General features: G+C 69.4%; 13 protein-coding genes. 7 read left to right on the forward strand and 6 right to left on the reverse strand.

The window, feature by feature from the left end:
- Positions 1 to 28: 28 nt before the first annotated feature.
- Positions 29 to 976, reverse strand: coding sequence for a LysR family transcriptional regulator (locus QTH86_RS06445; protein ID WP_286645497.1), 948 nt, complete (start codon positions 974 to 976; stop codon positions 29 to 31).
- 76 nt (positions 977 to 1052) lie between these two features.
- On the opposite strand from QTH86_RS06445, the gene QTH86_RS06450 reads away from it, so the two are divergent.
- From QTH86_RS06450 to QTH86_RS06470, 5 genes are all read left to right on the forward strand, one after another.
- Entirely contained in the window at positions 1053 to 1691 is a 639-nt protein-coding gene (locus tag QTH86_RS06450) for a DsbA family protein (RefSeq protein WP_286645496.1), read from the forward strand.
- Positions 1692 to 1724: 33 nt separating this feature from the next.
- On the forward strand, positions 1725 to 2624 hold the full coding sequence (locus QTH86_RS06455) for an MBL fold metallo-hydrolase (protein ID WP_286645495.1): 900 nt from the start codon (positions 1725 to 1727) through the stop codon (positions 2622 to 2624).
- Between the two features lie 4 nt (positions 2625 to 2628).
- Positions 2629 to 3024, forward strand: coding sequence for a nuclear transport factor 2 family protein (locus QTH86_RS06460; protein ID WP_286645494.1), 396 nt, complete (start codon positions 2629 to 2631; stop codon positions 3022 to 3024).
- A gap of 191 nt (positions 3025 to 3215) precedes the next feature.
- Positions 3216 to 3809: a PadR family transcriptional regulator gene (locus QTH86_RS06465; protein ID WP_286645493.1), complete on the forward strand. Its 594-nt coding sequence runs from the start codon at positions 3216 to 3218 to the stop codon at positions 3807 to 3809.
- A 2-nt stretch (positions 3810 to 3811) separates the two neighbouring features.
- The gene (locus QTH86_RS06470; protein WP_286645492.1) at positions 3812 to 4639 is read left to right on the forward strand and encodes a siderophore-interacting protein; all 828 of its coding nucleotides are present in this window, start codon (positions 3812 to 3814) and stop codon (positions 4637 to 4639) included.
- Between the two features lie 7 nt (positions 4640 to 4646).
- On the opposite strand, the gene queG is transcribed toward QTH86_RS06470, so the two are convergent.
- The gene (queG, locus tag QTH86_RS06475) at positions 4647 to 5714 is read right to left on the reverse strand and encodes a tRNA epoxyqueuosine(34) reductase QueG (RefSeq protein ID WP_286645491.1); all 1068 of its coding nucleotides are present in this window, start codon (positions 5712 to 5714) and stop codon (positions 4647 to 4649) included.
- Positions 5711 to 6427: a Crp/Fnr family transcriptional regulator gene (locus QTH86_RS06480; RefSeq protein ID WP_286645490.1), complete on the reverse strand. Its 717-nt coding sequence runs from the start codon at positions 6425 to 6427 to the stop codon at positions 5711 to 5713. The genes queG and QTH86_RS06480 overlap by 4 nt, the downstream gene beginning before the upstream one ends.
- A 131-nt stretch (positions 6428 to 6558) precedes the next feature.
- Here QTH86_RS06480 and QTH86_RS06485 point away from each other — a divergent pair, with 131 nt between their 5' ends.
- The gene (locus tag QTH86_RS06485; protein WP_286645489.1) at positions 6559 to 7008 is read left to right on the forward strand and encodes a hypothetical protein; all 450 of its coding nucleotides are present in this window, start codon (positions 6559 to 6561) and stop codon (positions 7006 to 7008) included.
- A gap of 76 nt (positions 7009 to 7084) precedes the next feature.
- Here QTH86_RS06485 and QTH86_RS06490 read toward each other — a convergent pair whose 3' ends face one another.
- Positions 7085 to 8245 (reverse strand): adenylate/guanylate cyclase domain-containing protein, encoded by a 1161-nt coding sequence (locus QTH86_RS06490; protein WP_286645488.1) that lies wholly within the window; start codon positions 8243 to 8245, stop codon positions 7085 to 7087.
- Positions 8242 to 10674 (reverse strand): ATP-binding protein, encoded by a 2433-nt coding sequence (locus QTH86_RS06495; protein ID WP_286645487.1) that lies wholly within the window; start codon positions 10672 to 10674, stop codon positions 8242 to 8244. The genes QTH86_RS06490 and QTH86_RS06495 overlap by 4 nt, the downstream gene beginning before the upstream one ends.
- Before the next feature lie 125 nt (positions 10675 to 10799).
- On the opposite strand from QTH86_RS06495, the gene QTH86_RS06500 reads away from it, so the two are divergent.
- Positions 10800 to 11810, forward strand: coding sequence for an ABC transporter substrate-binding protein (locus QTH86_RS06500; RefSeq protein ID WP_286645486.1), 1011 nt, complete (start codon positions 10800 to 10802; stop codon positions 11808 to 11810).
- A gap of 10 nt (positions 11811 to 11820) precedes the next feature.
- On the opposite strand, the gene QTH86_RS06505 is transcribed toward QTH86_RS06500, so the two are convergent.
- Positions 11821 to 12792 carry a hypothetical protein gene (locus QTH86_RS06505; protein ID WP_286645485.1) on the reverse strand — a complete coding sequence of 324 codons (972 nt, stop codon included), beginning with the start codon at positions 12790 to 12792 and terminating at the stop codon, positions 11821 to 11823.
- Between the last annotated feature and the right edge of the window lie 8 nt (positions 12793 to 12800).

The following is a 12800-nucleotide window of genomic DNA, read 5'->3' on the forward strand; positions in this document are numbered from 1 at the left end:
TAAACGCCGCGCCCGCCGAGACGCGCGTTCAGAGGGGCGTCGATCGTCGCGACGCTTCCCGCTCCGCCAGCAGATCGACGAACGCCCGGACCTTCGCCGGGCGAAAGCGCGCCGCCGGAAACACGGCATGGATGCCGCCGGAAGGCAGGCGCCAGCGCGGCAGCACCTCGATGAGCCGCCCGGCGGCGAGGTCCGCTGCGACCGCATAGTCCGGCAGCACCGACAGCCCCGCGCCCTGGCACACGGCCTCGCGAACGGCCAGCGTGGCGTCCAGAAAGATGGAGGCCTGCACGTGCACCATCTGGGCCTCGACCTCGTCCGACGAGAAGGTCCACCGCAAGTGCTCGCGCAAGGCGGTGTTGGCGACGAAGGGCAGCGCGGCGATGTCTGCCGGAGTGTCGAGTCGTGCAAGCTGCCCGGCCATGGACGATGACGCGACGAGCAACTGGCGGAAGGCGCCGATCTTTCGCGCCTGCTCGCTCGTCTCGGTCAGCCATCCGACACGGATGGCCATCTCGATGTTGCCGGACATCAGGTCCAGCGTCTGGTCGCTGAGCACGGCGTCGACCTTGCACGCGGGATAGCGCTTCGTGAACGCGGCAATGGCCGGCACCACCACACCGACGCCGTAGTCGATGGGCGCGGTGAGCCGCAGCGTGCCGGAGGGCTCCGCCGACCGCTCGGCCAGACCGTCGAAGGCATGCGCCGCCTCGCGCAGGACCACCGCGCACCGTTCGTAGAAGGCCCGGCCCACGTCCGTGGCCTGCACCTTGCGCGTGGTGCGCACCAGCAGCGAGGTGCGGAACTCGCGCTCGAGTCGGGCCACCTGTTGGCTCACCACTGCCTTGGTGATGCCCAGGCGCTCCGCGGCAGCGGTGAACGACCCGGTTTCCACCACGGCCACGAAGTAAGCCAGCCGCCGGAGGTTGCCCAGGCCGTCCGGGCCACTTTCGCCTTGACTGTTTGTTTTAAGCACACAGTGTGTTTATCACGTATGTATTTAAGAATCAATGTGGGCTGCCTACGATGGACTCTCTACGAAAGACAAGCCCATGGACATCACCTTGCACTACCTGTTCGACCCGCTGTGTGGCTGGTGCTACGGCGCCGCGCCCGCGCTGTCGGCATTGGCCGGCGAGCCTGGCATCGCCGTCGAACTGCAGCCCACCGGCCTGTTCGCCGGGGGAGGTGCGCGGTCGATGGACGACGGCTTCGCGGCCTTCGCGTGGACCAACGACCAGCGTATCGGACAGCTGACCGGGCAGCGCTTCACCGAACGCTATCGCCAGCAGGTGCTCGGTGATCGCCAGCGGCCCCTCGACAGCGGTCCCGCCATGTTGGCGCTGACCGCGGTGTCCTTGACCGACCCGGCGCGCGAACTCGAAACCCTTCAAGCCATTCAGCACGCGCGCTACGTCGACGGGAAGGACGTGACCGCGCTCACGACGCTGGCCGAGCTGTTGGCAGGGCTGGGGCTCGCGCAGCCGGCCGCGCGGCTTGCGCAACCAGACGCGGCGCTGGTCGCCGCCGACCGGGCCCGCGTGGGCCGGGGCCAGGCGCTGATGCGGGAGTTCGGCGCGCGCGGCGTGCCGACCTTGATCGCCGAGTCCGGCGCGAAGCGCTGGCAGGTGGATGCCCGTGCCGCCTACGCCGATCCACGCGCACTGATCAGCCAGCTGCAACGCAGCTGAAAACCTCTTTTGACTTTCCCAAAGGACAACACGATGACAACACGCAGAGAACTGATTCAAACTTTCGCCGCCGCGGGTGTCGCGACGGCCATCTTCGGAGTGAACAACGCCATGGCTGCATCGACCCCCCTGACCCTTCAGCATTTCCCCGCCGGTGAACACGGCTTCTTCCGTGCCCCGGTCCTCCTCTCCGGCGCGCGCGAGGCTGTGCTGATCGACGGTGGCTTCACGCTGCCCGACGGCAAGGCCCTCGTCGAAGCGATCAAGGCCAGCGGCAAGACGCTGACCACGATCTACATCAGCCAGAGCGATCCCGACTACTACTTCAGCCTGGGCCCGATCAAGGCGGCCTTTCCCGCAGCGCGCGTCATCGCGGCATCGGCCACCATCGCCGCCATCCAAAGCAGCGTCGAGAAGAAGCTGGCGACCTGGGGGCCCCAGCTCAAGGACAACGGCCCGCAGGCCCTGTCGGACATCGTGATGCCCGAGGCGTTCGACGGCGCCTCGATCACGCTGGAAGGCCAGTCCATCGACATCGTCGATGCCGGCGGCCTCGCCAACCGCCGCTACCTGGCAGTCAAGTCGCTCGACGCCGTCTTCGGTGGCGTGCTGGTGTTCTCCGGCGTGCACGTGTGGACGGCCGACACCCCGGGCGCCGAGGGTCGCCGCGCCTGGATCAAGACGCTCGATGCGATGGCCGCCCGCAAGCCGGCCGTGGTGATCCCGGGCCACATGGCACCCGGCGCCGCGACGAACGCATCGGCGATCGTCTACACGCGCGACTACCTCGTGGCGTTCGAGGAAGAACTGGCCAAGGCCGCCGACAGCGCCGCCCTCATCGCGGCCATGAGCAAGCGCTACCCGACGGCCGGCATGGGCGTCGCGCTGCAGATCGGGGCGAAGGTCGCCAAAGGCGAAATGAAGTGGGGTTGAGGCGATGACCACCCACCTGGACGTCATCCGCGCCACCTACGAAGGTCCGCCGGAAGAGAACGGCCGGCACCTGCTCGCCGCCCTGGCCCCCGAGGCCACCTGGACCGAAGCGGCGGGCTTCCCCTACGCCGGCACCTACACCGGCCCGGCGGAAATCTTCGACGGGGTCTTTCGCCGGCTGGCCACCGAGTGGGTGGGCTACAAGGCCCAGGTCCACACCTACCTGGCCGACGGCGATCGCGTCGCGGCGTTCGGGGTGTACTCCGGCACCTATGCGAAGACCGGCAAGTCGATGCGCGCAACCTTCGCGCATCTGTACCGGCTCCAGGACGGCAAGATCCTGAGCATGGAGCAGGTCGTCGACAGTGCGATGGTCCGGCAGGCCCTGACAACGACCTGAAAGACGTCGATCCGGTTCGACAGGTTCCGCATCGAGAACGGCAAGATCGTCGAGCACCGGGATTCCGCCCTGCGCCGGTGAGACCTCGTCTCTCGGTGACGGACGCCGAGCGGCGTCTTGCGCCGGCGAAGGTTGACTTAGACTCTATTTAGATATATCGTTATCAAATACGATACAACGGAATAGATGTCATGCACCCTTCTCACCACCACCACCCTGCCCACGGCCATCACCACGCCTGCATCCGCCGCGGCGAGCACGACGACGGCCTGGGTGGCGGCCGCGGCCACCGCGGCGACGGCGACGGCCCGCGCGGCGGCCGCATCTTCGGCCACGGCGGCCTGCGCTTCGTGCTGCTGCAGCTGATCGCCGACAAGCCCAGCCACGGCTACGAACTCATCAAGTCGATCGAGGACCGCCTTGGCGGCGCCTACAGCCCGAGCCCGGGCACGGTCTACCCGACGCTCACGCTGATGGAAGAACAGGGCTACCTCAGCGTGGCGGAAGCCGATGCCGGCGGCCGCAAGCGCTACCGCATCACCGCGGCCGGCAGCACCTTCCTCGAAGAGAACCGCACCACCGCCGACGCCATGCTGGCGCGCATGCAGGGCGGCGTCGATGGCGCCGGCCCACGAGGCGGCCGGCCACCGCAGGTCACGCGCGCCATCGAGAACCTCAAGCTCGCCATGCGCATGCGGCTGTCGCGTGAAGCGCTGACGCCCGAGCAAGCGAACGCCTTCGCCGCCGTGCTCGACCACGCGGCCCAACAACTGGAACAGATCTGACCATGAACGACACCGCCCTCCTTCCCGACCGCACGCCGCAGCGCGTGCGCCACACGCTGCGCTTCCGTGAACTCACGGTGCAATCGGTGCAGCGCGTCACGCCGCACCTGGTGCGCGTCACGCTCGGCGGCGACGCACTCGAAGGCTTCACCAGCCCCGGCTTCGACGACCATGTGAAGCTCTTCTTTCCCGACGAAGCCACGGGCGCGCTGACGCTGCCGACCGCCGGGCCCGACGGCCCGATCTGGCCCGAAGGCCGCAAGCCGACGATGCGCGACTACACGCCCCGCCACTTCGACGCCATGGCGCAGACGCTGGAGATCGACTTCGCGCTGCACGAAGCCGGCCCCGCCACGCGCTGGGCCGAACAGGCGGCCGTCGGCCAGCGCCTGGGCGTCGGCGGACCGCGCGGCTCCTTCATCGTGCCGACCGCATTCGACTGGCATCTGCTGATCGGCGACGACACCGCCTTGCCGGCCATCGCGCGGCGGCTGGCCGAGCTGCCGAAGGGCACGCGCGCCGTCGTGCTGGCCGAAGTCGACAGTGCCGCCGACCATGTCGACCTGCCGAGCGCGGCCGACGTCGACATCAGCTGGGTGCACCGCAACGAAGCCCGCGCAGCCGCCGGCACGCCGCCGCTGCTGGCCGCGCTGCACGCCACGCGTCTGCCGACCGGCGCCTTCCATGCCTGGATCGGCTGCGAATCGGCCCATGCCAAGGCGCTGCGCGCGCACCTGATCGACGAATGCCGTGCCAACCCGAAGTGGATCCGCGCGTCGGGCTACTGGCGCGCGGGCACGGCCGCGACGCACGATTCGCACGACGAATAGCGCGTCTTCAGACGGACTGTGCCAGGGCCCACGCGACATGCTCGCGCACCAGCGGGCTCGGGTGCTCGAGCCTTGACGCAAGCGCCGCGGCCCCCTCGCCCTGCCCGGCCCGCACCGCATTGCCCAAGGCCACGGCGATGTTGCGCAGCCAGCGCTCGTGGCCGATCCGGCGGATCGGGCTGCCTTCGGTGTGGCGCAGGAATTCGTCCTCGGTCCACGCGAACAGGTCGGCGAGCATTCGGCCGGTGAGCCCGTCGCGCGCATCGAAATCGGGCAACGCGCTCTTCTTGGCGAACTTGTTCCAGGGGCAGATCAGCTGGCAGTCGTCGCAGCCGTAGATGCGGTTGCCCATCGGCGCGCGCAGTTCCAGTGGAATGGCGCCGGGATGCTCGATGGTCAGGTACGAGATGCAGCGCCGCGCGTCGAGCCGCTGCGGCGCAACGATGGCCTGGGTCGGGCAGACGTCGATGCACGCGCTGCAGCTGCCGCAATGCGGCGTGACCGGTGCGCTTTCGGGCAATGCCATGTCGATGTAGATCTCGCCCAGGAAGAACATCGAGCCGGCATCGCGGTCCAGCACCAGCGTGTGCTTGCCGCGCCAGCCCTGGCCGCTGCGCGCGGCGAGTTCGGCCTCCATGACCGGCGCGGAATCGGTGAAGGCGCGATGGCCGAAAGGCCCCACCTCTTGCGCGATGCGCTCGGCCAGTTTCGCGAGCCGGCCGCGCAGCACCTTGTGGTAGTCGCGGCCTCGCGCATACAGCGAGACGATCGCTTCGCCGGGCCGCGTCAGCCGATCGAATTCGACCGCCTGCCAGTCGTCCGAGGTGGCGCGCGGCAGGTAGTCCATGCGCGCGGTGATGACCGACACCGTGCCCGGCACCAGCTCGGCCGGCCGGGCGCGGCGCGCACCGTGGGCCGCCATGTAATGCATCTCGCCATGGAAGCCCTCGGCCAGCCACTGCATCAGGCCGGCCTCAGCGCTCGACAGGTCGATGCCCGCGATGCCGATCCGGGAAAAGCCCAGTTCCCGGGCCCAGGCCTGAATCCGATGAACGAGTGGAGGGTTGCCGGTCACCGGCCGATTGTAGGAATCGAGGCGGGAGCCTCGATCAGCCCCTGAAGCCGGCGCACATCACGCACGACCAGCGCCCGACCGTCCTTCTCCACCACGCCGGACCGCGCCAGGATGCCGAGTTCGCGTGTGACCTGCTCGCGCGCCGTGCTGATCTGGTTCGCCAGTTCGAGGTGCGTGGGCAGCGGGTCAATCCGCGCCCGGTTGTCGACCACGCCCGCGGCCTGCGCCAGGCGCAGCAGCGCCGCGTGCAGCCGCTGCGGCACGCCCACGGTGCTGAGGTCGATCACCCGTTCGGACAGTTCGCGCACCCGCGCGGCCAGGCCGCGCATCACGCGCAGGGCCACGTCGGGCTCCTCGCGCAGCAACGCCAGGAAGCCCGCGGGGTCGAGCACCGCGACCACGCAGGGGCTGAGCGTCACGACGTCTGCGCTGCGCGGCTTGCCGTCGATGGCCGCGATGTCGCCGAAGTACTCGCCTTCGGTCGAGTCCCGAAAGGTCACCTGCCGACCGTTGGTGGCGTAGGTCGTGACACGCAGGCGTCCCGAGACCAGGAAGTACACGTCGCTGAGCGCTTCGGATCGCACCAGCAGCGACTTGCCGGCCGGCACGTTCTGCCACCGGCAACGCTGCGCGAGCGCATCGAGGCGCGCCGGCGACAGGCCTTCCAGCAGCGCGATGCGACTGAGCGCGAGGCTGGAGCGACCGGGTGTCATCGCACACCACGTCGGCACGACCTGTCGAAAGCTGTGAGCAGGCTCACATCCCTTTCGGCCGCCGATCGGCACAGTGACATCCGTGACGGCAGCGATCCCCGCTCACCGCACGCACATCCGGAGTACACATCATGAATGCCAAGCAAATTCTCAGCATCTCTGTCCTGGCGCTGGTCGCGCCCGTCTTCGCTCAAACCGTCCCGGCCGAAGCCTGGGTGGGCGCGCCGCTGCACGCCGTGAGCGCGGCCAGCCGCGACGACGTGATCGGCGAATTCATCGCCGCGCGCGCCGAAGCGTCGGCGCCGCAGGAACTGCGCGTCGGACCCGCGCCGACGCCGACCGGCGCACTGACCAGCGCCGAGGTCGCCGCCGACCTGAACCTCTGGATCCGTTCGGGCATGGCCCAGGTGGCGGGTCAGGAGAACTTCGACCCGAACGCGCCGGCCTTCCGCGCGCAGCTGGCGGTCTTCGAACAGATGCGCCACGGCCCGGCCTTCGTGGCCGAGGTCGAGCGCATCCGCCACGGCGGGCTGGCCGTGATCACCAGCGCGCAGGCCGAAGACGGCACGGTGGCCCGCTGACCGCCGGGTGGGGCTGGCCGTCATGGGGACATGCGGCCAGCACATCCATCGACCGCCGGCGTGGCAGGTGCGGGTCTCATTCGGCATCGCTCGCATCCCCTGACCCCACGCCCAGCACGCGCGCCGCGCGCACCTTCCGGTGGAAGCCCTTCAGGTCCAGTTCGCCCGCATCCTCGATGCGCCACCGCACACCCCCCACCTCCTTGTCCTGCGCCTCTTGCACGGCGGCCCGGACCCGCGGCGAGATGAGGATCTCCCCGCCCGCCGCCTCGCCGCACAGGCGCGCGGCCAGGTTCGTCACGGTGCCGATCGCCCCATAGTCGATGCGGCCGTCGAAGCCGATGCCGCCAAGCGTCGCGAACCCCTGCGCGATGCCGATGCCCATGTGCAGGTCGTATCCGCGGCGACGCCACTGGGTGCTGAGCACCATCATCGCGCGCTGCATCTCGATGGCCATGCGCACCGCCCGCTGCGGCGCATCGGGCAGTGGCTGCGGATCGTTGAAGAAGATCATCATGCCGTCGCCCGAGAAGCGCTCCAGCGTTCCCTCGTGCGCCAGCACCAGCCGGCCCATGGCCGCGTGGTACTGGCCCAGCACCCCCATCACCTCTTCGGGGTCGGAGGTCTCGGTGAAGGCCGTGAAGCCGCGCAGGTCGAGGAAGACCACGGTGATCTCGCACCGGTGGCTGCGCAGCGGGTCGTCGGCGCCGCCCGCAAGAATGGCTTCGGCCAGGGCCGGCGAGAAGAAGCGCTTGAGACGGCTGACGCGTTCGAGCTGACGCACGCCCTCCTCCACGCGCTGTTCCAGCGTCCGGTTCCAGGCCTGCAGTTCGAGGCGCTGCCGCTGGACCTCGTCGTAGAGCGACTTGACGCGCAGCAGCGAACGCACACGGGCCATCAGTTCGGCCTGATGAATCGGCTTGCTCAGAAAGTCGTCCGCGCCCGCCTCCAGCCCCTTGACCCGCTCCTGCTCCGGATCGAGTGCGGTCACCAGCACCACGGGCAACACCGCGCACGACGGGTCGGCCCGGATGGCGCGGCACACGTCGTAGCCGTTCATGCCGGGCATCATCACGTCCAGCAGCACCAGGTCCGGCGGGTCCGCCGCGATGCAGCGCAAGGCCGCCTCGCCGGAGTCCGCGGTGCGCGTGCGAAATCCACGCGCCGCCAGGATGCCGGCCAACAACCGGACGTTGCGGTCGACGTCGTCCACGATCAGGATCGCCGCCGCGCTCACGCCGGAACCTCCAGGCCCTGCAGGGGCAAGGTGAAGCGGAAGGTCGAGCCCTCGCCCAGCCGGCTGGTCAGGCTCAGCTGGCCGCCATGCAGTTCGACGAAACGGCGCGACAGCGGCAGGCCCAGGCCCGTGCCCTGCGCCTTGCGCACCCGATCGCCACCGCCCTGGCGGAATTCCTCGAAGACGATGGTCTGATCTTCCATCGCGATGCCCACGCCCGTGTCGGAGACGCTCAGTTCGGCGATCGGCTGCGCGTCGACATCGGCGCGGCGTGCGCACAGCCGGATGCTGCCGCCCGGCGGCGTGAACTTCAGCGCGTTCGACAGCAGGTTGATCACCACCTGCTTGACCTTGCGCGCGTCCGCGATCCATTCCTCCAGCCCCGGCCCGACCTCGACCGACAGCGACAGGCCGGCGCGCTGCGCACGTTCGCGCACCAGCGTGAGCGCATCGTCCAGCAGCAGGCCGAGGTTGAAGCAGCTCAAGTCCAGCTCCATGCGCCCCGCCTCGATCTTCGAGAGGTCGAGCACGTCGTTGATCAGCGAGAGCAGGTGCCGACCGGACGAATGGATGTCGCGCAGGTACTCGAGCTGCCGCTCGTTGATGTCGCCGAACAGGCCCTCGCTCAGCACCTCGGAGAAACCGATGATGGCGTTGAGCGGGGTGCGCAGTTCGTGGGTCATGTTCGCGAGAAAGGCCGACTTGTGGCGGTTGGCGATCTCGAGCTGCCGGCTTTTCTCTTCGATCTCGCGGAACATGCGCGCGTTTTGGATGGCGATCACCGCCTGGTCGGCGAAGGTCTCGACCAGGCGCACCTGCGCCGCCGGGAAGCCGCCCGGTGCGTCGCGCGAAACGGCGATCACACCCACGGCCGTGCCTTCGCGCAGCATCGGCACCGCGAGGGCGGAACCGACGCCGTCGTGGGCCGGCCGGTCCGCCGCGGGACCATCGGCGTGCAGCGTGTGCGCCTCGCGAAACGCACGCGCGACCAGGGCCGGGTCGTCGAAGGCCAGCAAGGGGCGCGGATCGACATCATCGAGGTGGCCCGCGTGGCCGGCCGCAGGAAGCAGGCCGTCGTCTTCCGGCAGCCAGATCCGGCAGCCCTGCGCGCGGCAGAGTGTCAGCAGCCGCTGCGTCACGGCCTCCAGCACCGGCTGCAGATCGGTCGGCGACCGGCTCAGCACCCGCAGGATCTCGGCCGTGGCCGTCTGGAACTCGAGCGATGCGCTCAGTTCGGCGGTGCGCACCGCCACCTTGCGTTCGAGCTCGCCATACGACTCGCGCAGCTGGGCCGACATGCGGTTGAACTGCGCGGCCAGGCCCTCGAGTTCGTCGCCGGTGTTCACCACGATCTGCTGGTCGAGTTCGCCTTCGCCGATGCGCCGCGCACCCCGCGCCAGCGTGCGGATCGGCTGCACCATGCGCCGGGCGAGCAGCGACGCGGCCAGCGCCGAGACCGCGAGGCCCGCCAGCAGCAGCAGCACCGCCCGGAGGATCGAGGCATCGAGCTTGGCGTACACCTCCGAGATCGGTTGCTCCACGAAAACCCGCCAGCCCAGCGGCTGGATCAGCGCGGTCGAGGTCAGGACGGCCGCCCCCTGCAGGTCCTGCGAGACCATGGCCTCGTCGTGCTGCGCACCGCCCTGTGCCGCTGCGCGCACATGCGCGAGTGCGGCGACGCTGGTCTTGCGCAGCACCAGCCCGATGTCCGGATGGGCCACCAGCAGGCCGTCGCGGTCGACCACATAGGCCTTGCCGTTCTGGCCCACCTGGATGCGCGACACCACGTCCCAGATGAACTTCAGGTTCAGCTGCGCGATCGTCACGCCGCCCTGGTCGCCGCCGGCGCGGATGGCCACCGTCATGTAGGGCTCGGTGTCGCGGTTGAAGTAGACCGGGCCGAACCACGGGGCCTCGGCCACGGCCTCGCGGAAAGCCGGCTCCGCGGAGCGATCGATGGCCGAGCCCATGGTGTCCAGCCCCAGGCGCGAGACGGCGATCTGCTCGCGGCCGCGACGGTCGAGCTGCGCGATGTCGGTCACCTCGGGTGCCTGCCGCAGCAGCCGCCAGAACTCCGTGCGGCGCGCCTCCAGGTCGGACGCATCGAGCTGCGCGAGGGACGCATAGCCCAGCTGCTGGGTGAGCTGCTGGACGTACTGCTCGATGCGCGACGCGGCGCTGATGGCCTTCTCCTTCTCCAGGCTGGCCAACGCGGACTTGTTCTCCTGGTAGGAGAAATAGAGCCCGATCGCGCTCGAGACGCCCAGCACCATCGTCACCAGGAACAGCATCAGCAACAGGTAGCGGCGAAACAGCCGGCCGCGATGGATCTCGCGCGTGGCGGGCGACCACAGCCACAGGCGCTTCATGCCCGAGGGCGACGCGCGCGCGTCCGGCAGCGGATGGGGCGAGGAGTCCGGCAGAGACATCACGCCCGTGATTGGACCCGCCGTGCCGCGCGATGGGAAGGCGCTGCGGGTAGGCCGCATGGCCGATGCGCCTAGCGCGACCGTGGTGTTCCGCGAGGCTCGCGGCGGCGCAGAATGCCTCGCAGATGGTCTTCCCAACCCCGCTCGGCAGAACGACGCGCCGGTGGCTCTGCGCGGTGCTGGGCGTGCTCGTGCCGCTGTGGGCCGACGGGGCGCAAGCGCAGCAGACGCGGCGCATCCCGCGCATCGGCTACCTGGCTGCCGTCTCCGCCAGTGCCGATGCGCCACGCCTGTCCGCCTTTCGCAAGGGGCTGAGCGACCTGGGCTATGTCGAAGGCCAGAGCATCTTGATCGAGTACCGCCACGAGAGCGGTGACCTGCAGCGCCTGCCGGGCCTGGCGGCCGAGCTGCTCCGCCAGGACATCGACGTGCTGGTGGCGGTCACGTCCAACGCCGCGCAGGCGGCGCAGCGCACCACCACCACGACGCCGATCGTCTTCATGGGCGTGACCGACCCGATCGCCATCGGCCTGGCGAAGAGCCTCGCGCACCCGGGTGGCAACAGCACCGGCATCACCAATGTCGCGGCCATCCTCAGCGGCAAGCGGCTCGAGCTGCTGAAGGAAGTGCTGCCGCAGGTCACGCGCATCGCCGTGATGTGGGACCCGCAGGCGCCCGGTTCCATTCCACAGTGGGACGCGAGCCAGGACCCGGCGCGCACGCTGGGGCTGACGCTGGTGTCGATGCCGACCAGCCAGGCGTCGGACTATGCGACGGCCTTCGCGGAGGCGGTGCGCTCCAGGAGCGGCGCGGTCTGGGTCACGCTCAACCCGGTGGCGAACTCCAACCAGAAGCTCATCGCCGACCTCGCCCTGGCGCGCGGCCTTCCCACCATCTGCGCGCGGGGCGACTACGCCGAGAACGGCTGCATGATGGCCTACGGCCCCGGCTACGGCACCGAGGGCAAGGACGGCGCGCGCTATGTCGACCGCATCCTCAAGGGCGCGCGCCCGGCCGACCTGCCGATCGAGCAGCCGACCAAGTTCGAGCTGCTGATCAACCTGAAGACCGTCAAGCAACTGGGCCTGACCATTCCGCGCGCCGTGCTGAACCGCGCGGACAAGGTCATCCACTGAGGCCACGGCTTCATGCCGCCATGGCCATGGCGACGCGCGGCACGGCATGGGCCAATGGCGCGAGCGCGGCCTGGATGCGCTGCATCTGCGATGCGCTCACCAGACTGGCGAGCACCTTCTGGAAGCGAGGCTCGCCCGCGCCCGAGACGATGTACTGCCAGCGATACGCCTTGAGGACCACGGCATGGACGTCGGCCGCCCGCTCGTCGTCATCGTCCATGCCGCAGGCATGCAGGAAGTACGCCGCGTCGCACCGGGCTTGCGCCTGCAGGATGCCGTCGACGCCGGCGATCAGCGCGATCAGGTCGTCCACCGCCCGGTCGCGCTCGGCATCCGAAGCGAGCTTCGCGTCCTCGCGGACCCACTCCAGTTCGTCGATGATCGCGTGCTGCGATTCCTCCTTCCAGTGGTACAGGAAGACATCCTTGAAGAGCGGCGACAGCCCCTCCGCGCCCTCGATGCTGGCGCGGTAGTGGGCCTGGGAGAAGAGCTCGATGTGGCAGGTCAGCGCCAGCACCGCCCAGGTGCTTTTGCCGAGTACGAAACCCGCGACATCGTCGGGCGCGACGTCGAACCGATAGCCGGCCGGCATCCGGGCCGCCACCAGCGCCTCGATGCGCCGGAACAGCGCCTGGTGCTTCAGTTCCTCGTCGGTGAAGCGGACGATGGCCTCGAGCGCCGTCTGGTCGCCCAGCCAGTGGTCGCGGCTCACCTCCAGCATCTTGGCGCCGATGAAGCGCTCGACGAGCCCGAACATGTGGGCGTAGGTCCGGCCCTGCACCTGGCTCATGAACAGCTTCTCGCGCGCATCCAGCCAGGGCAGCTCATCGGCCAGCGAGAGCCCTTCCGGAAGAAAACGGTCGGCCAGATGGAATTCGCGCCCGCGGATGACGTCGCGGTCGATGTCCCAGCGCACGCGCTTGGACGCCTCGATCGTCCTCGCGTAGCGCTGCGTGTCGGTGAAAGCGGGGGTGGATGACATGGCGGCTC

It is taken from the genome of Variovorax sp. J2L1-78 (genome assembly GCF_030317205.1).
Taxonomy (GTDB): Bacteria; Pseudomonadota; Gammaproteobacteria; order Burkholderiales; family Burkholderiaceae_C; genus Variovorax; species Variovorax arabinosiphilus.